Below are 24484 nucleotides of genomic sequence, written 5' to 3'. Positions count from 1 at the left end.
ACCACAAGGTAAGATGTCCTTGTTTGAATTATTTTATCCCACGAAAGCCAATTTAGAACTTTTCCCTCTAATACGACTCTCTTTCTTACAATTATTATTAAAGAATTGTCAACAATTAAAGACAACAAAATATTCCGTAACTTTAAAGAACCAAGCTTCCACGCCATGCTAGTTAATATTGAACAACAACTTTTAAAACAGCGCAACAAACGCAGCAAAGCCAACGACATTTTGCTACAAGTGCAGCAGGTTTTGACCGATGATGCCCAGCACGAAGATGCTATTCGCGAGGCTTTGGTAAATGAGAAAAGTCAAGTTGGGCACAACCCCTTCAACCTCAATTTACTCGAAACCGATAAGATTTTCCATATCGAAGACATCAAAAAAATATGCGTGGTGTACCGCCTTCGGTTTTTGGAGAGCCATTTGTTTAAAGGCGAGATACCCAACGAAGCCATTAATAAAATCAAAAAATTGGAAAAAGCGCACCAATGCACTTTGGGCGATTTTAAAATTATGGCGCCGAGCAAACTCTTCCGACTTGAAAATTACGACGACCCGCTCTTGTTTGCACCTATGGGCAATGGCTATTATTACCTCATTCACAAATGGGGCAACGATTTAAGCGTGTGGCGCAAGTGGCTCATGTATCCCTTCCGAAATTTAGACACGCTGATTGTCACCACCGTTTTGGCTGCATTTTTATTGGCATTGAGCTTTCCAGAAAGCTATTTCCACCCCGAGTATAAAACCACGCAATTTATCTATTTGTGCTTCTTTTGGTTTAAGGTGATTGGCTTTTGCCTTATTTTCTTTGGGGTAAGCCGTGGGAAGAACTTTAATTCGCCATTTGGAACAGTCGGTTTTCTAATCGGTAATTTGCTTATTGAAGCATCGGCAAATCAAACGATATTTTTATCCCCTGAATGATCATGCTGGTACCGATAATGGCAATGATTAAACCCATAATTTTACCAATTACTGAAATAACGTTTCGGCCCAAGTTTTTAACTATAAAGCCGCTTAAATTAAAGGCCAGATAATTGAGAAAACACATTACGGCGTAAATGGCGATAACAATAGCGATTTTTACATACCCCGCATTAGACACGAAGTTCATGGCCGTAACAATGGTTCCGGGGCCAGCAATAATAGGAATGGCCAATGGTGAAATGGCAATATCTTCATCCAACTTGGTTTTGTTTAAATGCTTCACGTTCGATTTTTTCGATTGCAGCATTTCAAAACCTACATAGAAAATTAAAATGCCCCCCGTAATTTTAAACGCCGGAATGGTAATACCGAACAATTGGAAAATAAACTTGCCCAAAATCACAAATACCAAAACGATAATAAAAGCCACGAAAGCTGCTTTTCGGCTGATGGCCCGTTTTTCGGTAACATCGGCTTCGTCAACCAACGACATAAAAATCGTCATGTTGGAAATGGGATTGGTAATGGCAAAAAAACCAGTAAAGACCGTTATTGAAAACGCTATTAAATGATCCATTAACTTTTAAATAATTTATAGGGTTAATATACGCCACGAATGGCATCGTGGACTTCATTTTGATAAAGTTGCTTTAATTTTTCGTGAAGCTGCGGCTCCAATGGGTCAAGGCTTGACACCGAGGCATTGCCCAATACTTGTTCTGGACGACTTGCCCCCGGAATAATGGTGCTTACGGCGTCGTGATCTAAAATATAGCGCAATGCCAATTGTACCATATTTAAGTCTTCTGGCAGCAGGTCCTTTTTTATGGTATCAACCAGTTGCACTCCTTTTTCAAACGGTAAACCAGCAAAGGTTTCGCCCACATTAAAGGCTTCCCCATTTTTGTTGTAATTCCTATGGTCATCGGCAGCAAAAGTGGTGTTCTGATCGAACTTTCCAGTAAGCAATCCGCTCGCCAACGGTAAACGCACGATTATACCAACCCCTTTTTCTTCAGCTTTCGGAAACAGTTCAGTAACCAATTTTTGCCTGAAAATGTTAAAAATAACCTGTAAAGACAAAAGGTCTTCCTGTTCGAGGCAAATCAAACCTTCCTCAACGCTTTCTACACTAGCACCAAAATGTTTTATGAGTCCGTCGGATTGCAATTCGCGCAACCAATCAAAAACATCGCCCTTCATCAAATAATGCGTGGGAATACAGTGTAGTTGCATTAAATCTAGAGATTCAACCCCCAAGTTTTTAAGCGAAGCATCTACAGCACTGTATAAGGCCGCTTTCGAGTATTTATCGGGAAACACATTGGCTGCACGCCCAAATTTTGTAGCCACCCGAATGGGGGCATCTGTGGTTTTTAGAAACTCACCTATTAGGGTTTCGCTTTTTCCGTTGCCGTAAACATCGGCCGTATCAAAGAAGTTGATCCCATTTTTTACGGCTTCGTTTAAAATATTGAACGCCGTTTCTTTAGAGATGTCGTTGCCCCAATCGGCACCCAATTGCCAGCATCCCAACCCTACTTCACTCACTTTAAATCCTTGATTTCCTAATATTCTGTTTTTCATTTATGTTTATAATTTAATTAAAGGTAAAACCCAGTAATTTCGTTATACGATTAAAATGATGACATTTCTAATCTCAATAATTATCGGGATTCAGAATGACTCTTTTTTTTTGGACAGGTTTATTTTAAAAAATCTCCAAATCGCCTTTGCCCTCGCGAACCACGATTGGCGTATCTTCCGACAGGTCGATAACCGTGGAAGGTTCATTGCCACCATAACCTCCATCGATAACCAAATCGACCAGGTTGTCCCATTTTTCGAGAATCAATTCGGGGTCTGTGGTATATTCCAACACTTCGTCTTCATCACGAATGGAGGTTGAAATAATTGGATTACCCAATTGTTTTACAATTTCCAAGGCAATATTATTATCCGGCACACGGATACCTACGGTTTTCCTTTTTTTAAATGGATTGGGCAACGATTTAGATCCCGGAAGAATAAAGGTATAGGGGCCAGGAAGTGCCCGTTTCAAAATTTTAAACACCGAAGTATCAATCTGTTTTACGTAATCGCTTAAATTACTTAAATCATGGCAAACAAACGAAAAATTGGCTTTTTCAAGTTTCACTTCCTTGATTCTGGCCACACGCTCCAAGGCTTTTATATTAGTAATATCGCATCCCAAACCATAAACGGTATCGGTGGGATAAATAATGAGGCCGCCACTTCTTAAAACACGCACTACTTTTTCAATTTCCCGCGGATTGGGGTTTTCTTCGTAAATCTTTATAAATTCTGCCATATGGTATTGCTTCCTTTTCAGTTTACAAAATAAGCATATTTTATTGTAATTTGAACTCAAATTTTAAATGATCAAACCGGAAAATTCGAAGTCTAACAGTTTATAGAAGCCATTTTAGCTTTACCCGAACAAAAACTTTTAAACCGAATAACAATGAAGCTATTTCATTTTTGAAAACCCTAACAATCCCTTAACGCAAACACATTACTTTTTTTAGTAACTTTAAGAGTCAACTAAAAAAACTAAAAATCATGAGTACAAAAGACGTAGCAAACCAGTGGGCACAAATGTGCAGAGAGGGCAAAAACCTAGAATGTATCGAGCAACTGTATGCCGATGATATTGTAAGCAAGGAAATGCCGGGTTACCCCGAAGAGCAAGTTAGCGGTAAGCAAAACGTGTGGAACAAAAGCAAACAATGGTTGGATAATGTTGAAGAATTCCACGGAGGCAACATTTCGGATCCCGTAGTGGCCGAAAACCACTTTACCAGCAAAATGACTTTCGATGTTACTTTTAAAGACCGTGGACGCCAGCAAATGGAAGAACTGGGTGTTTTTGAAGTAAAAGGCGGAAAAATTGTTAACGAACAGTTTTTCTATTCTATGGAACAATAAATAGAGCAATATGGAGAAAACTTCTGCAGTTGAAGAATACATTGAAAAACACAGTAAATACAGCGAATCTCTAACACTTTTAAGGGATATTATTACCACCACAGACGTTGAAGAAACCATAAAATGGGGAGCGCCCGTTTATACCGTAAACGGCAAAAATGTTTTGGGTTTGGGCGCTTTTAAAAACCATTTCGGTATTTGGTTTTTTAACGGGGTATTTTTGAAGGATGCGCACAATGTTTTGGTCAATGCCCAAGAAAACAAAACCAAAGCCTTGAGGCAAATGCGCTTTGAATCAATAGACAATATTGACAAAAACATGGTATTGGCCTATGTTAAGGAAGCGATAGACAATCAAAAGTTGGGCAAAGAACTGAAACCCAACCGAAGTAAAAAGAAAACCGTTGTTCCGAGGGAACTGCAACAAGCATTAAACGCAAATGGCGAACTAAAAACAGCATTTAAAAACTTAACGCCTGGCAAACAGCGCGAATATTGTGAACACATCGAATCGGCCAAACGCGATGCTACCAAACAAAGTCGCATCATCAAAATAACACCCATGATTTTAAATGGTGTTGGCTTGCACGACAAATACAAAAACTGCTGAATCGTTCACTCCAAAATCCTTAAAATTTTGTAACTTAATAGTGGTTTAATTTTAATTAAAATGAAAAACATTCTGGTCACCATAGATTTTGACGGAAACGAACAAATTCTGCTCGACAAAGCCACCGAATTGGCCGAAAAATTCCAATCTAAAATATGGGTGCTCCATATTGCTGCTCCCAATCCAGACTTTGTGGGTTATGAAGTCGGCCCACAGCATGAACGCGATTTAAGGGCCAATGAATTGTGGGACGAACATAAAAAAATCCAGCAGTACAGTGCCGCCCTAAAAGAAAGCGGACTAAACGCCGAAGCATTGCTCATTCAAGGGGCTACGGTTAAAACCATCATGGAAAAAGCCAACTCATTAAACATCAACCTCATCATTGCCGGTTACAACGATCACAGCTTTTTGTACAATGCCATTATAGGGAGTGTTTCCAAACAAATTATTCAGGAATCTAAAATACCTGTGCTGATTGTTCCATTGAGTTAAAACTCGGTCTTCTCCAAATCACACTATGATTTCATAACCATGGCTCTCCAACGTATTTCTTTATAGCAACGGACAGTGAGCATCGGCACCAATTCAGGTTACTACTTTTATATCCATTTTAATTGGGTAATTTACTAATTTTACACTTCTAACTTTAAACTAAAAATAACATGAAAATACTTGCTATTGGCAAAAACTATGTTTCTAATCCTGATGAAATCAGTGCCAACAAAACCGGAAACCAGATTATATTTTCTAAACCGGAATCAAGCCTTGTAAAGAACAACGATAATGTAGCCTACCCGAGTTTTACTAAACAATTGAATTATGAAGCGGAATTGGTGGTTAAAATTGGTAAAAAAGGAAAAGATATTAGTTTGGATAATGCCGCTTCTTTTATTTCGGAAATTGGTATCGGCATTGATTTTACGGCAAAAGATATTTTTAATGCCAGTAGAGAAAATAAAGGCCCATGGGATTTAGGAAAAGGATTTGATGGCGGAGCTCCGATTTCAAGTTTTAAACCGGTTTCCAACTTTCCAAAACTAGACGACATCAACTTTAATTTGGTTATAAACGGTGAAGAAAAACAAGTTGGAAACACCTGTTTGATGATTTACAATTTTAGCGATATTATTGCATTCACTTCAAAATTCATGACTTTAGAGCCAGGCGACCTTATTTTTACAGGTACGCCAGCCTCTGGAACGGGAGAAATCCATAAAGGCGACCACATACAAGCCTCCATTGAAGGCGATCTGCTTTTAGATTTTAAAATGGTTTAATATCAACAATCTGTTATGGATTTTGAACATGATATATAGTTTTGGCGTCAGTTCGATTGATTCCGAAGCCATAAGGAATTGTATCGAGAACTTTTTGGGTTGAAAAATTCGAATTCTCGATAAAACTTTTTCTCATTTTCAATCGAAAAATCCACTCGAACTGACGAATTTATAGAAATCCATAACCATCTACAATTAACGATTACTATAAAAAGCTTCACTCCAACTACAATATCAAAAAGACTACATGAATAATTCCATTGCTTATCGCGTTTACGATTTTTTAAAAAACTTCCCGCCTTTCAACCATTTAAAAGCCGACGATTTACTGAAAATTTCAACGGAAGTTTCCATCGTTTATTTGGAAAAAGGTGACACTATTTTTAAAAAGGGCGACCCGTTCAATAATGTGTTTTATATAGTAAGAAATGGAGCGGTAACCTTAATCCACACCACCAACGAAAATGAACAGGTTGTGGTAAATATTAGTGATGGTGGCGACCTTTTTGGGCTTCGTCCGCTCATTGCACAAGAGTCGTATAAATTAACGGCCAAAGCCAACGAAGAATCCATTGTTTATGCAATTCCTATTAATATTTTTCGTCGGGTAAGTGCGGACAATACGAATGTTTATAAATTCTTGATTACGGCTTTCGCCACGAATACCTTCGACCCCTATACGGCTGAAGAAAACAGTAAAATTTTCGTGGATTATTTGCCCAATACCTCAAAAGACATTGAGTATTTTCAAACAGCAAATTATACCAAGAATCCCATAACCTGTCATCACCATTCCACTTTAAAAGAGGCCGCCATAAAAATGAAAAATCATAAAATTGGTTGCATTATTGTGGTTGACGACAATGATAAACCCGTAGGAATCATTACCAATAGCGACATTAAAAACAAAATTGCCACGGGCATTTTTCCCATCGACACCAATGTAGGAAATATTATGAGTACGCCTGTAATCACTTGTAAAAGAGATTTAACCGTTGCCGAAGGCCAATTAAAAATGGTTCAGTATAACATTGGGCATTTGTGCATCACTAAAGACGGCACCGAAAACTCCAAACTCATTGGGGTGCTCACCCATCATGATGTTTTGGCCACTTTGGGAAACACGCCATCCGTTATTTTAAAGGAAATAAAACGAGCCAAACGCACCAAAAAACTCAGGGCGGCAAGGCTTAAGGCCAATCATTTATTAAAAAGTTATTTGGAGCAAAATATGCCCATTGGCCATATTACAAAAATTATTGCCCAAATTAACGACGCCGTTACCGTTCGTGCGGTTGAAATTGCACTAAAGAAAATGCCTAAAAAGCCACCAGTAAAATTCTCTTGGATTGCATTGGGCAGCCAAGGGAGAAAAGAACAATTATTGTTTACTGATCAAGATAATGCCATTATTTTTGAGGACGTTCCTGAGGAAAAACACCAAGAAACGCAAGATTATTTTGTGGAACTTGGGAAACTGGTTAGCAAGTCGTTAAACAAAATAGGCTTTGAATATTGCGAAGCCGGTATGATGGCCAGCAACCCCGACTGGTGCAAAACCATCACCGATTGGAAAGCCCAATTTGGCGATTGGATTTTGAATACCGACGACAAAGCCATATTGCTGTCTTCCATCTTTTTCGATTTTAGTCATGTTTATGGGAAAAAAAGTTTGGTAAACGAACTATCTGATTCCATTTATGAAACCCTCGAAAAAACCTCGATGTTTTTTAAATTTTTGGGCCGCGATGCCTTGAAAAATCCACCGCCATTAGGTTTTTTCAAGCAATTTGCCGTTGAAAAAGACAACCAACAAAAAGATCTTTTCAATATTAAAAACCGTGCTATTATGCCGTTGGTGGATGCGGCCCGACTGCTCATTTTACAAAATAAAATAAAAGGGGTCAACAACACGGCCGAGCGTTTTGAAAAACTAGCCGACATTGATTATAACAACAAAGAACTTTATCAATCTTGTGCATACGCATTTAAAGCCTTATCGAAATTTAAAACCAAGCAGGGCTTTTTGCACAACAATACGGGCAAATTCATTGAAATAGAAACCCTCACCAAAGAAGAGCAATTGAAACTGAGACGCTGTTTTAAGCCCATCCATGATATTCAGGAAGTGCTTAAAGTCCGTTTCGATTTAAAAAATTTTGTATAAACCCATAGCGTGTTAAACCGAAAACAAACAACAAAACTCTAAAACTGAAACAGAAACATGGCATGGAATTGGTTTTTTAAAAAGAAAAAGGAGTATCCCGATTTTTGGTTGGATTATTTAGCCCACTTTAAGAAAAAGAAGAAAGGCGACATCGAGAACACCCGGTTTGTAGCTTTTGATACAGAAACGACAGGATTCGATAAAATAGAAGATCGGGTATTATCGATTGGTGCAGTGGCCATCATTGGAAAAACCATTCCGGTGAACGACACTTTAGAAGTATATTTAAAACAAGATGTTTTTAAAGCCGAAACCGTAAAAATACACGGTATTATACGCAACGGTTCCGAAGAAAAAATATCAGAACTCGAAGGGATAAAGCTATTTTTGGACTATATAAAAGATGCCGTTTTAATTGCCCATCATGCCAGTTTTGACCGGGATATGATGAATAACATGTTGTTAAGGCATGGCCTAGGAAAACTAAAAAACAATTTTATTGATACTGGTGTTCTTTACAAAAAGTCGTTACATGTAATCTATAAAGACAACACCAAACCCTATACATTAGATTATTTATGCAGCGAACTGAACGTTCAACCTATAGATAGGCACACCGCCACTGGCGATGCGCTTATCACGGCTTTGGTATTTTTAAAAATATTGGCTCGTTTAGATAAAAGAAAACATCTTAATTGGGGTTATTTGTTGAATAGATAAATATAAATTACAAAGCATTATCCATAATATCCTGAACCACTTCCGGATTCAATAGCGTACTGGTATCGCCCAAATTACTGGTGTCTTTACTGGCTATTTTACGTAAAATGCGTCGCATAATTTTACCCGAACGCGTTTTTGGCAAGCCTTGCGTAAACTGTATTTTATCGAGCTTGGCAATAGGCCCAATACGGTCTGAAATTAACTGATTAATTTCTTTACGCAGGTTATTATGGTCTCGCGATTCCCCTGGATTGGTGAGCGTAATGTATCCGTAAAGCGCACTGCCCTTGATATCGTGCGGGAAGCCTACAATGGCCGATTCGGCTACTGCTGGATGCTCGTTAATGGCATCTTCAATAGGTGCTGTTCCTAAGTTGTGTCCGGACACTATAATCACATCATCTACCCTACCCGTAATACGATAGTACCCCACCTCATCACGCATGGCACCATCTCCTGTGAAATAATTGTTTTCGTAAGCCGAAAAATAGGTTTCTTTATAACGTTCGTGGTTGCCCCAAATGGTACGTGCAATAGAGGGCCACGGGAATTTAATACATAAACGCCCTTCCACTTGGTTGCCCTTTAACTCTTTGCCACTTTCATCCAATAACGCAGGTTGAATGCCAATAAATGGCAAGGTGGCATAGGTGGGTTTTGTAGGTGTAACATAAGGAATTGGCGTAATCATAATCCCTCCGGTTTCGGTTTGCCACCACGAATCTACAATAGGGCTTTTGTTTTTACCAATCACATCGTTATACCAGTGCCAAGCCTCCTCATTGATAGGTTCACCTACACTGCCCAACACTTTTAATGACGATAAATCGTATTTTTCAACCAACTCGACACCTTGTTTAGCCAAGGCACGAATGGCTGTTGGAGCGGTGTAAAACTGATTGATTTTATGCTTTTCTACGATTTGCCAAAAGCGCCCGAAATCAGGATAGCTCGGCACGCCTTCAAACATTACGGTAGTAGCCCCATTGGCCAACGGACCATAAACAATATAGCTGTGCCCAGTAATCCACCCAATATCGGCCGTGCACCAATACACGTCGTTTTCCCTGTATTGGAACACATTTTTAAAGGTGTAAGCCGTATAAACCATATAACCGGCTGTGGTGTGCACCATCCCTTTGGGCTTTCCGGTAGAACCGGAAGTATAAAGAATGAAAAGCGGATCTTCGGCATCCATTACCTCAGCTTTACAATCGTCTGAAGCTTCATCCAAAAGCGGTTGCAGCCATTGGTCGCGACCTGCTTTCATTGAAATTTCTGAGTTAATGCGCTTAGCCACCAAAACGGTTTTTACCTCGGGGCACCCCTTCAAGGCCTCGTCTACTATCCCTTTAAGGTCAATGGTTTTGGCGCCGCGGTACGAACCATCGGCTGTAATAACCATTTTACAATCGGAATCATTGATTCGGGTGGCCAATGCGGTAGATGAAAATCCGGCAAAAACTACCGAATGAATAGCACCAATTCTGGCACAAGCCAGCACGGAAATAGCCAACTCCGGAATCATAGGTACATAAATACAAACACGGTCGCCTTTTTTGATGCCCTGCTGTTTCAATATATTGGCAAACTTATTTACACGTTTATGCAATTCACTATATGTAATATGTTCTGATGCTTCCTCCGGATTGTTAGGTTCAAACAAAATAGCAGTTTTGTCTCCTCGCGTGGCCAAATGCCTATCGATGCAGTTTTCGGTAATATTCAGTTGAGCACCCTCAAACCATTTGATTTCGGGTTTGCTGAAATCCCAACTTAATACATTGTCCCATTTTTTGCGCCACATAAAGTGCTCTTCAGCGACTTCTTCCCAAAAATTTTCGGGTTCACGTATTGATTTTCTATAAACTTGGTAATATTCTTCTAAGTGTTTAATGTGATAATTACTCATGAATTGTCTTTTATTTTGTATCGTTTAGCGTTCTCTAAATTAAAAATTAAAACGCGCTTTTCTTATTTTTTTCTACCAACAACTTGGCTGCATAGCTAAACTCAATTTTTCATTCCATTAATGGGTCGCTGCTCCCGCTCCACTGGGAATTCTTATATTTTCAACAATATCCTGCACTTCTTCAGGTGGGTTAGGCGTAAATTTCATAATAATTATAGATACTATAAAATTGAGTACCATAGCTACCGTACCAAAGCCTTCGGGTGAAATGCCAAACCACCATTCACTCTTATCGGGTACCGCATCATCAAACCACCCCAAACGGTATTTTATCATGTAAAGCAACATGGTAGTTATGCCAACAACCATTCCTGCAATGGCGCCTTCTTTGTTCATTTTTTTGTAGAAAATCCCCAAAATGATAGCTGGGAAAAACGATGCTGCAGCCAGCCCAAATGCCAAAGCTACGGTCGCTGCGACAAACCCAGGCGGATTAATTCCAAAATAGCCCGCAACGCAAACGGCAATTACTGCCGACAAACGTGCCGCAATTAATTCCCCTTTTTCAGAAATATTGGGATTAATCATTTTTTTAATCAAATCGTGCGACACGGAAGATGAAATAACCAATAACAGTCCCGCAGCCGTTGATAAAGCCGCGGCCAGTGCACCTGCAGCTACCAAAGCAATAATCCAGTTGGGTAGTTTCGCTATTTCGGGGTTTGCTAACACCATAATATCGTTATCCACTAACAATTCATTTTTACTTTCGTCGGCTACATATTGAATATTTCCATCGTTATTTTTATCTGTAAACGCAATAAGCCCTGTGGTTTCCCATTTTTTAAACCATTCTGGCATATTACTATACGGTTTGTTCGACACCGTTTCAATCATGTTTGTTCTAGCAAAAACCGAAACCGCTGGTGCTGTAGTGTATAAAATAGCTATGAGCAACAATGCCAATCCGGCTGATTTTCGGGCATCCTTAACTCGTTTTACTGTGAAAAAACGAACAATAACATGTGGTAATCCTGCTGTACCTACCATAAGTGCCAAGGTAATGGCAAATACATCAATTGTAGCTTTTGAGCCTTCGGTATATTCCGCAAAGCCGAGTTCGGTACTGAGTCCATCTAATTTATCCAATAAATAGGTGCCTGAACCATCGGCCAAAGTACTACCGAAGCCTAACTGTGGGATAGGATTGCCCGTCATTTGAATCGAAATAAAAATAGCGGGCACCATAAACGCAAAAATAAGCACGCAATACTGCGCTACTTGCGTATAAGTGATACCTTTCATCCCACCAAGTACGGCATAAAAAAGAACGATAATCATCCCGATAATCACTCCGGTATTAATATTCACTTCCAGAAAGCGCGAAAACACCAGTCCCACACCCCGCATTTGTCCAGCGACATAGGTGAACGACACCAGCAGTGCACAAATAACGCCCACCAATCGGGCAGTGTTGGAATAGTAACGGTCGCCAATAAAATCGGGAACGGTAAACTTTCCGAATTTACGTAGATACGGTGCCAATAATAGTGCTAGCAACACATAACCGCCTGTCCATCCCATTAAATACACGGCACCATCATAACCGGCAAAAGAGATGATTCCAGCCATAGAAATAAAGGATGCCGCACTCATCCAATCGGCGGCCGTAGCCATGCCATTTGCAAGCGGCGATACCCCACCACCAGCAACGTAAAAATCTTTTGTAGAACCTGCTCTAGACCAAATGGCGATGCCAATATATAGTGTAAATGTAACTCCAACGATGATGTAGGTCCAATTCTGCACATCGATACTTTCTGCCAAGGCTATAAAATTACTTATCGTACCCATACTTTTTATCTAATTGGTTCATAATTCGAACGTAAACAAAAATGAGTACTACAAACACATAAATGGCGCCTTGTTGTGCAAACCAAAAGCCCAATTTGAAGCCTCCGAGTTTAATTTCGTTTAACGTGTCCTTTAATAAAATACCCGCACCAAACGATACGAAAAACCAAATAGTTAAAAGGATGAATAAATACCTAATGTTTTCTTTCCAGTAGGCTTTTGCCTTGTTTTTTGTCATATTAGTTTAGTGTTTTAGTGGTTCAATCTGTGGTGTACGAAATTCAATAAATCAAAAAAGAAAATGCTTCAGGGAAACAGTTTTCCGTATAACGGTAAATCGCCCCTTAAAGACACTTCAATAAAATTTTAGTAAATTTTTTAAGAACTTCAACAAAAAATCTTTCGTAAAATGCTAATATAATATTTAGATTGTTAAAATCAATTGCAGGTCACCATTTAAAAATAAAATGGTTCAAACTGTATTTTTAAAATAAGTTTTGATCTGTACCATCACTCTTGGAGCTAATTTTATAGTGGCCAACATTGTGGGAATGGCCATTAGCGCAAAAACGCCATCAATTAAATTGAGCATGGCACTAAACGGAGAAACTGCTGCAACAATAATGCTTAAAATATAAAAATAATTATAGTAGTGCTTTTTATCGGCTCCAATTAAAAACGACAAGCATTTGGTACCATAATACGAATACGAAAATAATGACGACACACTAAATACAAATACACAAACCATAAGTAAATAACTACCATAATTGGGCATAGCGTAACTGAATGCCGCAGCCGTTAAGCTTACGCCATTATCAGAGGTGGTTTCCCAGACACCAGTTACTAAAATAGCCAATGCGGTTAAGGTGCAAACCACTAAAGTGTCGATTACCGGCCCGAGCATAGCAACTAAACCTTCGTGCACGGGTTCATCTGTTTTTGCTGCACCATGTGCCATGGGTGCCGTACCAATACCAGCCTCGTTTGAAAAAGCACCACGACGAATACCTAATAAAATTAAAGCCCCTAAAACACCTCCGAAAAAAGAATCGCCTTTATAAAATTCCGCTGAAAAGGCATCGGTAAAAATCATTATAATATACTTCGGAACCGAGTGGTAATTTGAAACCAAAACAAGGATAACCAACATAAAATATAGTAACACCATTGAAGGTACTAATTTTGAGGCCGCATTGCTAATTCGTTTTAAACCTCCCAAAATAATAACCGCAGTTACTGTAACCAGAACTGCAGCTAAAATCAGGTTAGACCTTAACCCGACTTCAACCCCATTTGGAATTAATACAATGTCATTTATCGCCTGAGTCAACTGATTTACATTTACCACCGGAAGCGCTCCTACCATGCCAAAAACACTAAACATAACTGCCAAAGGTTTCCAAGATTGCCCCAACCCTTCCACGATAAAATACATCGGGCCGCCCTGAAGCTCGCCATTGCTATCCTTTCCTCGATACATGACGGCTAAAGTACAAGTGAAAAATTTTGTAGCCATTCCCACAATGGCACTCACCCACATCCAAAACATGGCTCCCGGACCACCAACCGAAATAGCTACCGCCACACCGGCAATGTTACCCATGCCAATGGTAGATGCCAAAGCCGTGGAAAGTGCCTTAAAATGTGAAATCTCACCCGGGTTATCGGGGTCATCATATTTCCCTCGAAGCACATCGAAGGCAAGACCCAAATGCCGAAACGGCAAAAACCGCGATAAAACCAACAAGTATAAACCACCGCCAATCAACAAAATAACCAAGTGCAGCCCCCAAGCATAGTTGGCAAAAGCTTCGATGAGTTTTTCCATAAACTGTAAAATTTTATAAATATATCATTTTAGGGCCGTACCATTTCAATTATTTCAGAGTATATTTAAGCATTCAAACCAACTTTGTATTGCAGACCAACCGTTTATATTTTATCGATGCCGTGCGGGCATTTGCTATTTTGATGATGCTTCAAGGGCATTTTATCGATACCTTGCTCGCTCCTATTTTTAGAGACAACGGAAATATAGCTTATAACGTTTGGTCATATTTTCGAGGCATTACCGCCCCCACGTTTTTCACTATTTCCGGACTTGTTTTTTCCTATTTACTTTTAAAGGCTCACCAAAAGGGCTGCGACAAGCCTAGGATAAAGAAAGGACTTTTTCGTGGCATGCTTCTAATTGGTATTGGTTATAGCTTGCGCATTAATGTTTTTAGTTGGCTTAGCGGCAAGTTTAACCCTTATTTTTTTGCAGTCGATGTACTGCAGTGCATTGGCTTGTCCCTTATTTTTTTGGTATTGCTTCATTTGGTTTTTAAGAAACATAGCTATGTGTTTTCGGTGGTGTTATTTTTAATAGGCTTTGTTTGTTTTTTGTCCGAGCCACTTTACAGAAACCTAACTTTAGAAAACACGCCTCTGTTTTTAGCTAACTATATGAGCAAAACCAACGGCTCGGTATTTACCATTTTGCCTTGGTTCGGGTATTCGGCCTTTGGGGCTTTTATCTCTACTGTGTTTTTTAGGCATGTGCACCGCTTCCGATTTAAAGCCGTAACCATTCTCACCTTTCTTTTGGCAGGGTATTTTTTAATAGGCCATTCGTCTTGGCTTTTAATGGAGTTTTATAGTGTTTTTGATATTGAACTCTTCAAGCTAAGTGCCAACTACAATTACCTGTTTACCCGACTGGGCAACGTGCTTATGCTATTCGGAGTTTTTTATGCTTTAGAAATGTTTTTAAAACAATCAATAATTGCAAAAATTGGAGAAAAGACTTTGTCTATTTACGTTATCCATTTTATTTTGCTCTACGGAAGTTTTACCGGTTACGGCATCAAGTGGTTTTTAAAGCAATCCCTATCTGCAACTGAAGCTATTGTAGGGGCCATTTTATTTATACTTGTTGTATGCTTCCTTTCGTTTAATTACGCAAAAACCAATACATTTGTTTACAATTTAGTTAGAAAGTTTTTTGATAAACTGAAACTTCAATGGAAAAGGTAACATAACCTCTTCCACTAAATTTACGTTCCATCGACAATCATTAAAACGTTAAAGAATTTAAAATAATGAAAAAAAAATCCATTGCCTCCATATTTACCGTGGTACTTTTATCTGTTGGTTTTATTGGATGTAAAAATCAGGAAAACTCAAAAAAGACAACTTCAACAAACAATACAGAAAAAGAAGTTCATCTAGAGTCACCACCAACCTCTAAACCAGGAAGCACTCCCGAAGGCATGGTATGGGTTGAAAAGAAAACTTTTACCCAAGGCGCCAAGCCCGAAGACCAATTTGCTATGCCCCGTGAAAAACCAGCCCATCAAGTCACCGTTGATGGTTTTTTTATAGATATTACAGAAGTCACCAATAAGCAATTTAAAGAATTTGTTGACGCTACTGGTTACAAAACCATTGCTGAGCGACCTATTATTTGGGAAGAAATGAAAAAAGATTTACCCCCCGGAACACCAAAACCACACGACTCGGTATTGCAACCTGGCAGTTTAATCTTCAACAAGAATGTAGATAAGGTGGCGAACATGGGCGATTATAGCCAATGGTGGACATGGAAAGTTGGTGCTAACTGGCAACACCCAGAGGGTCCTGGCAGTAGTATTGAGGGTAAAGAAAATTTTCCTGTCGTTCACATTGCATATGAAGATGCCATGGCTTACTGCGAATGGGCCAATAGAAGACTACCTACCGAAGCCGAATGGGAATCTGCTGCACAAGGTAACAGTGCAAACAACACCTTTACTTGGGGTAACGACCCTAGCCTATTAAACCAATATGCTAATACGTGGCAAGGGGTTTTTCCCATTAAAAACGAACCTAAAGATGGCTTTGAATTTATCGCTCCGGTAAAATCATACCCGCCAAACGATATTGGAATTTACGATATGGCAGGCAATGTTTGGGAATTGACGAGCGATTTATTCAATGTAAACTATTATAAAGAGTTAGATACATCGAAACCAATTGTTAACCCAAAGGGTGCTGCAAAAAGTTATAGTCCCAATAACCCTTATCAAATAGAACATGTTATTAAGGGTGGCTCATTTTTATGCCACGCCTCTTATTGTGCCAGTTTTAGGATTTCTGCCAAAATGGGAAACAGTATAGATTCTGGATCAGACCACATGGGCTTTAGAACTGTGGCAACGCCACATATGCTTAAAAATGAATGACCCCACAGCAAGGCAAGCTGCGCGGTATCTCAATTATTCAAACAGCCTCAATTGACTTGAATGGATCTGTTTATTTTCTTTTTGTTTTCCTTGATTCATTAAATAGTTCTTTATCACTTATTCGTTAGCATATTGACCCAACGTATTTACATAATACCCTTTTATCCAAAACTGACCGCCCCATAATTGCTCTTTTACTTCTGGATGAAGACGAAAGATTTCCCTTGCCAATATACTCTTGACCGTTTGAACTATCTTTTTTGGAGAATACACTGGGATACTTTGAACTAAAAAATGAACGTGGTTCTCATCTAAACCTGTCTCTATAAAATAGATCTCATATCTGTTTTCTATCTCTGAACACACTAAAGCTATTATACTAGAATTAACACGGTCAGTCAAAATTGAATGCCTATATTTTATTGGATAAATTACATGATACAACAGCAAGCTTTTATTAGGTCGCTTGTGGATATGTTCACTCATAAATCCAATATATACTTTTTCAAAGTATTTTGTAAAACTCTCCGTTTTTCAAACTTTTCTGCTAAACCCCTCAGAAAGCTGACGAGGAATTCTTTAGATTAAATAACACACATTTGCTTATTAAGCTGATATGGGTAGCACTTTTTGGGCTTCTTTGTATTCTCTCGGACTACAGTTAAAGCTTTCTTTGAAAATTTTTGAAAAATAGCTTCTACTTGAAAAACCAATACTATAAACAATCTCAGAGATATTCATATCGGTATGTTTTAAATATTCTTCTGCTTTTTGAACGCGCACCCACTTAATGTGGGTAGAAACGGTACGGCCATGCATTAACTTAAAGCCTTCCTGAAGTTTTAAGGCTGTTATACCGAACTGTGAACATAAGAATGATATAGATAATGGCCTATCGAAATTTTCTTCAATATACTCCGAAACTTGCTTGATGATTTTCATCTCGCTTGTGGTAAGTATACCAAGATGTCGATTTCTGTTTTTTTCGTCGTCGGCGTGTTGCTGTATTTCAAGAGCTAAAATTACATTAACTAATCCTTGAATCAAAAGGGTTCTTACTAATCCTTTTTGTCTAATGGCATGAATTTGCTGAATTTTTTCGGCAATCTTCAAGTTTTGCGACCCCACATATACAAAGTTTTCCAACCTCTCATCCTTTATGAATGTGTTGTATAATTTTGTTTTTAGATCATTGCTTATGGGTTTTTTGGAAGAACGAGATGTTTGAACAGTGATTAATGTAATATTAAGTCTTTCATTCTTTTTGAAGTAAAGCACGTTTTCCTCCTTTGGCTTACTTGAAATAATTCCAGTTTGAAAACTTTGTAACTCCGTTTTTTTACCGTCGATGCCGAAACTATGGGTTAGGCTACCCTGATAACAATATGCAAAATAGATAGGGTTTTTTCTTGGGGTGTTAATAGAAATAGCAATATCGTCATAAAATTTCAGATCAAATTCAATATAGGAAATACCGCCAGATAGCACTACGCCCTGTATTGTTCCTTGTCCAAATTTATTTCTTATTTCTAAAGTATACTCGTTCGACTCTTTTAGTATAGCCCCTCCAATATTGGTTTTAAGTTGCTCAAAAGTTTTTTCAATCGTGTCTGCATTTAAATATATCGTTTTCATAAGATTAAATTTTAAGGTTTAGAATTTCGTGTTTATCGTTAATGCCGCTACTACGGTGAGGACAATTATATCAATCAATAAAAAGTGGATCGTCATATCTACTCCAAAAAGAAAGAAACCTGTACCCCAAGCAATAAAGCATAGTACTACTGTATAAGCTGCTATTCTTAACATTTGGGTGATTTTGGTTTGACATTTAACTTTCTATTGTATTGTTCTCTTTTCCTATTACTCTCCAAAACACATTCTTTAAAAAGTTGCTTCCCATAAAGTATGTTCTTGGCCATGATTTTCCTACTCTAGCAAATTGTTTTGAGGGCTTTTTAAAAGTGCTGTTCATACCTACTGTACTCATAGTTAAAAGGATTATAGTTTGATTTTTACGAATAGTGTAAAATTCGTTACAACGCAGCAATATTTCGTTACATAACTTTTGGATTGTGTTATATAACTTTAGGATTTTGGAAATAATTAGTTAAAAAAACTATAAAAGAAGAGGTGTTTTACTCGGTAAGAGTAAAATTGTGATAAAAAAGTGCCCTTTAAACTGGTAAAAAGACTATAAACTGTGCACCCGAGCCAACGCTAGATTTTGCAATGATATACCCATTATGATTTTCCACTATTTTTTTACAAGTAGCCAAGCCAATACCGTTACCCGTATATTCTGTTTTTTGATGTAGCCGTTGGAAAACTTCAAATATTTTTTCGGCATATTGGGAATCAAAGCCAATACCATTATCTATAAATGAGATTTTATGATAAAATTTCTTTTCTTTAGGCAAGTGGATAGGTAAACCCGAAGCATCAATAAGTTCATATCGTATTTCAATTTTTGGAGCCGCAGTAAGGTTTCTATACTTTAATGAATTGGAGATTAAATTGGTAAACAATTGTTCCATCTGGAAAGCGACTCCTTTTAAAACTGGAAGTTTATCAGCTGTCAATTCTGCCCCTGTTTCTTTTATTACCGTAGCTAAATCTTCTTCTACGTTACTTAAAGTTTCATCTAGATTTATGTTTTCAAAATCTGTTCTGCTGCTATCAATCCTAGAATAGGACAATAGGTTTTTAATTAGCGACTGCATACGCTGTACAGCATTGGTAACCTTTTTAAAATAGGACTTACCCTTATCGGAAAGAGCCTCTATTTCCCGGTCTTCTATTCTAGATATAAACAGTTGAATTTTACGCAACGGCTCCTGTAGGTCATGACTGGCTACTCTATTAAAAGCTTCGAGTTCTGCATTACTTTGCTTTAATTTTAAGTTGCTGTTCAGTAAATTTTCTTCAGCTATGATACTGTCTGTAACATCTTGAACAACCCCCACCATAACCATTTTTCCATTTTTATTTACAAACTGCCCATTTGTTTTAAAATACTTTAAGCCTCCTTGTTTTGTTATAATACGGAAGGTATGTTCTAAAGAGCTAAATTGAGTTATGGATTTTAGGTTTCGTCTATCATAAACTTCAATATCCTCTGGGTGTACATATTCCCTGAACCCTGATAAAGGTGTTTTTTTGTTCTCTGAAATTCCCCCCAACATATTATAGAAGTTTTCAGAGGGCTCCAAATCGTCGGTTTCTGGGTCCCAGATAAAACTGCCTATTTTAGCTAAATTTTCGGCGTCTGATAAAATGGAATTTTGAATAACAAGTTCTTCGTTAAGCTGGGTTAACCGATCGGACGTTTTTTTCTCTTCGGTTATCTCTCTTAATGTTACCGTAACTCCATCTCCAAGCTTTATAGCAGTAGCCCTAAACCACTGCTCACGGTTGTTTTGATAATATGGTACTTGATAATGCTGGGTTGTGCCTCCTTCAACCACATTAGCCAAGTGCTCAAGTACAACTGGGTTAAAAATATCGGGGTATACCTCTGAAACTTTTTTGTTTTTAATTTTCTCAGGAATATCGCCCGTAATAGGAGTTACGTTTTCATTGACAAATGATATATTGAAATCATTTATTTTTCCTTCTTTATTTCTTACACTTTTAAAGTGTATAACCACATGCGATATACTTTTAAGTATGTTACTTAAAAAAGCACGGTTGTTTAATAGTTCTAAATTATGCTTTTCTAGTCGTTTTTTGAACAGTAACTGCGCTTCCTTGGCATTTTCTTCGGCTGTTGTGTTTCTCGCTGTTACCAATATACCACCCTCTAATGGGGTGACTAAAGAATGAAACCACATTTTTTCATTTTGTATCATCAATGGCCTATCGAACACAACGGTCTTTCTCTCCTTATAACACCTCTTCATTTCTTTCATATCCCCATTTTCAACGAGAACAGGAAAAACTTCAGAAACCTTTTTACCTATAATCTCATCTGGTTCTAAACCGAAATAATCACGATTGCACTCATTAGCAAATACAATTTTATAATCTACCAATTCATTAGCATTGTTAAATATTGGCTCATAATAGTTAATAACATTATCGGTAGTAGAAAGAATATTTTTTAATAATGCTTCAGACCGTTTAAACCTCAGTTTATTTCTATATATCCTTAAAAACGAAATAAATGAAATAAGAAGGGCAAAGAAAGCTAAGATTAATGAAGTTAGGGGCGCTAAAAATTTGTGCGATGCATATTCTGATTTTCTTTTATGCATTAAACGCTCCTCTTCCTTAAGTATTTGGTTTTCTATAACACGAATATTGAAAAGTGTTTTAGAAATTTTTTCTTTTTGTAATTCTCTTGCCTCAAAAAACTCTTGGTCGCTCTCTAAATTTAGTGTATCCAATACATAGAGTTGGCTGTTCAACTTATTCAACAAACTTCCTAACGGTTTTAGTTTGGTTTGTTGCATAGGGTTATCAACCGTTAACTTTTTTAAGCTATCTATTAATTTTATGCCTTCCTGCGAATATCTCTTAAGGGTATTGCTAGCATTAGGTTTTTTTAAAAGTTCCTGTTTAAAGTCTTCAGAATCTGCTTTTATCGCGTGTCTGGAAAGGCTACCCAGTACATTATAAACGTGTACTGTATGGGTTATCATTTCAGCAGACTCCTGTAATTTGATAATTTGTTTATAAGCCATACTTGCCATAACCAACAGCAAAGCAAAAGCCGAAATCAATAAAATTATATAAGTTTTAGTAGAAGTATAAACACGTTTAAAGTCCATAACTTGTTTAAATTCTAAATAAAAAAGTCTCTTTGTTTAAGTTAGAAGTATGGTACTGCCAGTTAAGTTTCAATACCTTTTCAATAGATTCCTTAAGTTTTATATAACTTGGGGGCTTATTAATATAAATATTCGCTCCATTTAAAAAGGTTTCCTCTACATCAATATCAGAAGAGGAGGTTGAGTATATAGCAACGCATAGATGGTTTAACCTTTCGTTGCTTCTAATTTCCTTTAAACATTGCATACCGCATTTTATGGGCATGTTAAGGTCTAAAAATATAAGATTTGGAAGTATAACGTTAGGCAGGTTAAGGTAATCCATAAGTTCTTTACCGTGACTGAACAACGAAAGTTTGGTGCGAATATCGATTTCTTCTATAGCTTCACTAAATAACATTCTGTCATCTTCATCATCATCTGCCAAGACAATATTCAAGAGGGATTTATTCATTTATTTACGGTCTGTTAACCAACTTTAAGTTCGTATTTTTTTTTATTTACCATGATATGCTGGAAAGTGGTTGGGGTTAAACCGGTAACTTTTTTAAACTGACCAGATAAATGGGCCACACTACTATAATTTAATTGAAATGCTATTTCTGTTAAAGTTAAGTCTGTATTGCAAAGATACTCTTTTACTATATCAACTTTTCTAAGAATGGCATAATTTTCAATAGATGTATAAGTGCTTTCTGAAAAAACCTTAGATAAATGGGTGTAAGAATAGTTTAAATTTTCGGATAAATACGTAGACAGCTTTAAGGCACTTTTAGATTTATCCCTTAACATTTTATCGATGCTGCTCTTTATGCGCTCAACTAAATTTGATTTTTGGTTTGTTATTATTTCTATACCGTATTTTTTAAAGGCACCTTCAAGGAATTCTTGTTTGTGCTCAGGTAACTCTTCGCTAATTTCAACCTCATTAATACTGTTAATGGTGTAGGAGATATCCAAAGCGTTGAGGTGCTCTTTTAAAAATGCTGTACACAGCTTATCAAAATCGTATTTTACGAAGAGAGTCATTGTATTTTAGTTTTTTGGGGACGAAAAATAGTAAACTTTAAAGGTACTACTATATTCCCGTCAAAACTAATTTTTTAATACTATAAATTTAAAGTATTAACCGCCCCACGATTCCTTGTAAGCAAAAGTTTTAACCGGATTTCTTTCCCGTTGTGCAATCTCTTCCTCTTGCAAATCGGGTGGTAAATCATTTAAAGCACCTCCATAATATCCCATGGCTATTGCTGTAGTGATATGAAAATTATTGGGCACCTTAAAAATCCGATGGGCTTTTTTCCAATCCACACCCGCCATGTGATGCAAACCAATTCCTAAATACTGAGCCTGTACTGTAACATTCCCTAAACAAAGCCCTAAATCATGCAAAGCATGAAAATTTTCTTTACCGTCTTTGGTATTTTTCTGGAACGCGGTTAACATTAAAAGCGGTGCATTGTTGGCCCATGTTTTATTGAAATCACTCAAGCAGTCATAAATCAACTGATAAGCTTTCGTACCCTTTTCTGCAAAAACAAAACGCCATGGTTGAAGGTTATTTGAACTTGCCGACCACCGGCCCGCTTCAAAAATCTGGTCTAAGTCAGACTCATCAATGCGTCTTTTTTTAAAAATTCGTGGGCTATAGCGCTGTTTTAGCAATGCAAATATTTCACTATCTGTATCGGCAATATTCTCCATTCTTATTTGTTCTACTTCATTTTCCATAACCTGAGCTTATATTTATTTGCTTTTACTAAGATATAAAAGCGCTTAACTTAATTTTACCTCAATTAACCTGATTATTAATTCAAAAACATTAACTCGCACTATAAACAATTGAATTTCAATTTTTTTTTCATAAGTTATTATAGCATATTCTTGATGTCGTATGCCCATGTAGGATAAACAAAAACCATTTCCCTTAACGATTTTACCGTTAATTGCTGATGCATTGATAGGGTAAATAAATTGATTGATTCCGCAGCATTGGGCCCCAAAATATGCGCACCTACTATTAAATTGGTTCGCTTATTAATTAAAATTTTATAAGCATATATTTTATTGTTAACGCGCTTTGAATTATACCAATATGGCACAGCGTCGTGCTTAACAATTATATTTTTATATTTCTTCTTGGCTTCTGTTTCAGACAGGCCCACAGAAGCTAAATTTGGCAGTGTAAAAACAGCCGAAGGCACAGCGGAAACATTTAGTTTTTCCCTGGTTTTATTCAAAATATTATGCGCTACTACTTTAGCTTCCATGCCAGATAACGGAGACAAAGGCAAACTATGTGCAGACACATCTCCACAGGCATAAACACTTGAATTGCTTGGGTTTTTCAAATACGCATCGACCACAACTCCTTTATTATTATATTTAACATTTCCTTTTTCTAAATCCAGTTCTCCAATAGCAGGAATCCTCCCAGAGGTGTTAAATATCATTCGTGCCTTTAAAGTTTGGTTTTGCCCATTTACACTATAATTGAGACAATAATTTTTACGTAATTTCTCAACCGAATCTATTTCGGCATTGAAAATCATGTTTATTCCCATTTCTTTGGAATATTCAACAAGTTGGTCAACCAAGTCCGCATCAAACGTCTTTAATATGCGCTCTTCCTTTTCGATAATAGTGACTTTACACCCGTACCTAGCCGCCATATGCGCTAATTCCATTCCAACATATCCTCCACCAATAAAAGCGACACTCTTAGGCAATTTTTTTAGCAACAAAAAATCATCGCTAGTGTACAAGTAACCGGTATTCTGTATATTTAAGGGCCTTGAAACTTTACCTGTGGCGATAACAATCTTATCGGCTCTTATGGTTTTGCCTTCCACGGTGAGTGTATTTTTGTCCAAAAATTGAGGTGACTAATGGAACAAAGTTACCCCTAACTCTTTTAATTTATTTTCGGTCCCCGCTGGAACCTTGTCAGTGAATTTTCTTTTAAATTTTTGGTTTTTTTCCACTTCAATTTCGGCAATGAATCGATACCTTTTCCCTTTAATTTATTGGCCATTTCTAAAATTTCGGTCGGCCCCAAAATTATTTTCTTAGG

23 protein-coding genes and 1 pseudogene are annotated in these 24484 nt (G+C 37.5%); 9 read left to right on the top strand and 15 right to left on the bottom strand.

Annotated elements, in window-relative coordinates; translation table 11 throughout:
* Positions 1–105: 105 nt before the first annotated feature.
* A complete protein-coding gene (locus tag ABI125_09600) occupies positions 106–930 on the top strand; it encodes a hypothetical protein (GenBank protein XCF04977.1) in 825 nt (274 codons plus the stop codon).
* On the opposite strand, the gene ABI125_09595 is transcribed toward ABI125_09600, so the two are convergent.
* The 3 genes from ABI125_09595 to ABI125_09585 all read right to left on the bottom strand — a co-directional run bounded on the left by ABI125_09595 (position 884) and on the right by ABI125_09585 (position 3265).
* On the bottom strand, positions 884–1510 hold the full coding sequence (locus ABI125_09595) for a MarC family protein (GenBank protein XCF04976.1): 627 nt from the start codon (positions 1508–1510) through the stop codon (positions 884–886). The genes ABI125_09600 and ABI125_09595 overlap by 47 nt on opposite strands.
* 23 nt (positions 1511–1533) lie before the next feature.
* Entirely contained in the window at positions 1534–2520 is a 987-nt protein-coding gene (locus ABI125_09590) for an aldo/keto reductase (GenBank protein ID XCF04975.1), read from the bottom strand.
* Positions 2521–2644: 124 nt separating this feature from the next.
* Positions 2645–3265 carry an L-threonylcarbamoyladenylate synthase gene (locus ABI125_09585; protein ID XCF04974.1) on the bottom strand — a complete coding sequence of 207 codons (621 nt, stop codon included), beginning with the start codon at positions 3263–3265 and terminating at the stop codon, positions 2645–2647.
* A gap of 251 nt (positions 3266–3516) precedes the next feature.
* On the opposite strand from ABI125_09585, the gene ABI125_09580 reads away from it, so the two are divergent.
* The 6 genes from ABI125_09580 (at position 3517) to ABI125_09555 (ending at position 8659) form a co-directional block, all read left to right on the top strand.
* Positions 3517–3882: a nuclear transport factor 2 family protein gene (locus tag ABI125_09580; GenBank protein ID XCF04973.1), complete on the top strand. Its 366-nt coding sequence runs from the start codon at positions 3517–3519 to the stop codon at positions 3880–3882.
* 10 nt (positions 3883–3892) lie between these two features.
* Complete coding sequence (locus ABI125_09575) at positions 3893–4492, top strand: YdeI/OmpD-associated family protein (GenBank protein ID XCF04972.1); 600 nt, start codon at positions 3893–3895, stop codon at positions 4490–4492.
* A gap of 60 nt (positions 4493–4552) precedes the next feature.
* A complete protein-coding gene (locus tag ABI125_09570) occupies positions 4553–4987 on the top strand; it encodes a universal stress protein (protein XCF04971.1) in 435 nt (144 codons plus the stop codon).
* Positions 4988–5157: 170 nt separating this feature from the next.
* Positions 5158–5772, top strand: coding sequence for a fumarylacetoacetate hydrolase family protein (locus ABI125_09565; GenBank protein ID XCF04970.1), 615 nt, complete (start codon positions 5158–5160; stop codon positions 5770–5772).
* Between the two features lie 247 nt (positions 5773–6019).
* Positions 6020–7939 carry a DUF294 nucleotidyltransferase-like domain-containing protein gene (locus ABI125_09560; protein ID XCF04969.1) on the top strand — a complete coding sequence of 640 codons (1920 nt, stop codon included), beginning with the start codon at positions 6020–6022 and terminating at the stop codon, positions 7937–7939.
* A gap of 57 nt (positions 7940–7996) precedes the next feature.
* Positions 7997–8659, top strand: a complete 663-nt coding sequence (locus tag ABI125_09555; protein XCF04968.1) for a 3'-5' exonuclease — start codon at positions 7997–7999, stop codon at positions 8657–8659.
* Positions 8660–8666: 7 nt separating this feature from the next.
* Here the strand turns inward: ABI125_09555 and acs are convergent, their stop codons facing one another.
* The 4 genes from acs to ABI125_09535 form a co-directional block, all read right to left on the bottom strand.
* Positions 8667–10574 carry an acetate--CoA ligase gene (acs, locus tag ABI125_09550; protein ID XCF04967.1) on the bottom strand — a complete coding sequence of 636 codons (1908 nt, stop codon included), beginning with the start codon at positions 10572–10574 and terminating at the stop codon, positions 8667–8669.
* A 117-nt stretch (positions 10575–10691) separates the two neighbouring features.
* Entirely contained in the window at positions 10692–12389 is a 1698-nt protein-coding gene (locus tag ABI125_09545) for a sodium:solute symporter family protein (protein XCF07896.1), read from the bottom strand.
* 22 nt (positions 12390–12411) lie between these two features.
* The gene (locus ABI125_09540; GenBank protein XCF04966.1) at positions 12412–12666 is read right to left on the bottom strand and encodes a DUF4212 domain-containing protein; all 255 of its coding nucleotides are present in this window, start codon (positions 12664–12666) and stop codon (positions 12412–12414) included.
* 234 nt (positions 12667–12900) lie between these two features.
* Positions 12901–14259, bottom strand: a complete 1359-nt coding sequence (locus ABI125_09535; GenBank protein XCF04965.1) for an alanine/glycine:cation symporter family protein — start codon at positions 14257–14259, stop codon at positions 12901–12903.
* 89 nt (positions 14260–14348) lie between these two features.
* Between ABI125_09535 and ABI125_09530 the strand changes: the two genes are divergently transcribed.
* Together ABI125_09530 and ABI125_09525 are read left to right on the top strand one after the other, a co-directional pair.
* Positions 14349–15449, top strand: a complete 1101-nt coding sequence (locus ABI125_09530) for a heparan-alpha-glucosaminide N-acetyltransferase domain-containing protein (GenBank protein ID XCF04964.1) — start codon at positions 14349–14351, stop codon at positions 15447–15449.
* A gap of 65 nt (positions 15450–15514) precedes the next feature.
* Positions 15515–16636, top strand: a complete 1122-nt coding sequence (locus ABI125_09525; GenBank protein XCF04963.1) for a formylglycine-generating enzyme family protein — start codon at positions 15515–15517, stop codon at positions 16634–16636.
* 120 nt (positions 16637–16756) lie between these two features.
* Here the strand turns inward: ABI125_09525 and tnpA are convergent.
* The 8 genes and pseudogenes from tnpA to ABI125_09485 all read right to left on the bottom strand — a co-directional run bounded on the left by tnpA (position 16757) and on the right by ABI125_09485 (position 24284).
* A pseudogene (gene tnpA, locus ABI125_09520) lies at positions 16757–17122 on the bottom strand (IS200/IS605 family transposase).
* A 120-nt stretch (positions 17123–17242) separates the two neighbouring features.
* Positions 17243–18271 (bottom strand): AraC family transcriptional regulator, encoded by a 1029-nt coding sequence (locus tag ABI125_09515; GenBank protein XCF04962.1) that lies wholly within the window; start codon positions 18269–18271, stop codon positions 17243–17245.
* Positions 18272–18467: 196 nt separating this feature from the next.
* Positions 18468–18626, bottom strand: coding sequence for a hypothetical protein (locus ABI125_09510; GenBank protein XCF04961.1), 159 nt, complete (start codon positions 18624–18626; stop codon positions 18468–18470).
* Between the two features lie 187 nt (positions 18627–18813).
* Entirely contained in the window at positions 18814–21408 is a 2595-nt protein-coding gene (locus tag ABI125_09505; protein ID XCF04960.1) for an ATP-binding protein, read from the bottom strand.
* Between the two features lie 7 nt (positions 21409–21415).
* On the bottom strand, positions 21416–21862 hold the full coding sequence (locus ABI125_09500) for a response regulator (GenBank protein XCF04959.1): 447 nt from the start codon (positions 21860–21862) through the stop codon (positions 21416–21418).
* A gap of 14 nt (positions 21863–21876) precedes the next feature.
* A complete protein-coding gene (locus ABI125_09495; protein ID XCF04958.1) occupies positions 21877–22437 on the bottom strand; it encodes an AraC family transcriptional regulator in 561 nt (186 codons plus the stop codon).
* Between the two features lie 96 nt (positions 22438–22533).
* A complete protein-coding gene (locus ABI125_09490) occupies positions 22534–23142 on the bottom strand; it encodes a nitroreductase family protein (protein XCF04957.1) in 609 nt (202 codons plus the stop codon).
* Between the two features lie 140 nt (positions 23143–23282).
* Complete coding sequence (locus tag ABI125_09485) at positions 23283–24284, bottom strand: NAD(P)/FAD-dependent oxidoreductase (protein ID XCF04956.1); 1002 nt, start codon at positions 24282–24284, stop codon at positions 23283–23285.
* Between the last annotated feature and the right edge of the window lie 200 nt (positions 24285–24484).

Source organism: Tamlana crocina (genome assembly GCA_040429635.1).
In the GTDB taxonomy this organism is placed as follows: domain Bacteria; phylum Bacteroidota; class Bacteroidia; order Flavobacteriales; family Flavobacteriaceae; genus Flavisericum; species Flavisericum crocinum.
This window is presented reverse-complemented; position numbering and strand designations above follow the sequence as displayed.

Coding starts and splice junctions, on each gene's coding strand:
- ABI125_09595 (XCF04976.1), bottom strand. CDS start 1,510: ATGGATCATTTAATAGCGTTTTCAATAACGGTCTTTACTGGTTTTTTT.
- ABI125_09590 (XCF04975.1), bottom strand. CDS start 2,520: ATGAAAAACAGAATATTAGGAAATCAAGGATTTAAAGTGAGTGAAGTA.
- ABI125_09585 (XCF04974.1), bottom strand. CDS start 3,265: ATGGCAGAATTTATAAAGATTTACGAAGAAAACCCCAATCCGCGGGAA.
- ABI125_09580 (XCF04973.1), top strand. CDS start 3,517: ATGAGTACAAAAGACGTAGCAAACCAGTGGGCACAAATGTGCAGAGAG.
- ABI125_09575 (XCF04972.1), top strand. CDS start 3,893: ATGGAGAAAACTTCTGCAGTTGAAGAATACATTGAAAAACACAGTAAA.
- ABI125_09570 (XCF04971.1), top strand. CDS start 4,553: ATGAAAAACATTCTGGTCACCATAGATTTTGACGGAAACGAACAAATT.
- ABI125_09565 (XCF04970.1), top strand. CDS start 5,158: ATGAAAATACTTGCTATTGGCAAAAACTATGTTTCTAATCCTGATGAA.
- ABI125_09560 (XCF04969.1), top strand. CDS start 6,020: ATGAATAATTCCATTGCTTATCGCGTTTACGATTTTTTAAAAAACTTC.
- ABI125_09555 (XCF04968.1), top strand. CDS start 7,997: ATGGCATGGAATTGGTTTTTTAAAAAGAAAAAGGAGTATCCCGATTTT.
- acs (XCF04967.1), bottom strand. CDS start 10,574: ATGAGTAATTATCACATTAAACACTTAGAAGAATATTACCAAGTTTAT.
- ABI125_09540 (XCF04966.1), bottom strand. CDS start 12,666: ATGACAAAAAACAAGGCAAAAGCCTACTGGAAAGAAAACATTAGGTAT.
- ABI125_09535 (XCF04965.1), bottom strand. CDS start 14,259: ATGGAAAAACTCATCGAAGCTTTTGCCAACTATGCTTGGGGGCTGCAC.
- ABI125_09525 (XCF04963.1), top strand. CDS start 15,515: ATGAAAAAAAAATCCATTGCCTCCATATTTACCGTGGTACTTTTATCT.
- ABI125_09515 (XCF04962.1), bottom strand. CDS start 18,271: ATGAAAACGATATATTTAAATGCAGACACGATTGAAAAAACTTTTGAG.
- ABI125_09510 (XCF04961.1), bottom strand. CDS start 18,626: ATGAGTACAGTAGGTATGAACAGCACTTTTAAAAAGCCCTCAAAACAA.
- ABI125_09505 (XCF04960.1), bottom strand. CDS start 21,408: ATGGACTTTAAACGTGTTTATACTTCTACTAAAACTTATATAATTTTA.
- ABI125_09500 (XCF04959.1), bottom strand. CDS start 21,862: ATGAATAAATCCCTCTTGAATATTGTCTTGGCAGATGATGATGAAGAT.
- ABI125_09495 (XCF04958.1), bottom strand. CDS start 22,437: ATGACTCTCTTCGTAAAATACGATTTTGATAAGCTGTGTACAGCATTT.
- ABI125_09490 (XCF04957.1), bottom strand. CDS start 23,142: ATGGAAAATGAAGTAGAACAAATAAGAATGGAGAATATTGCCGATACA.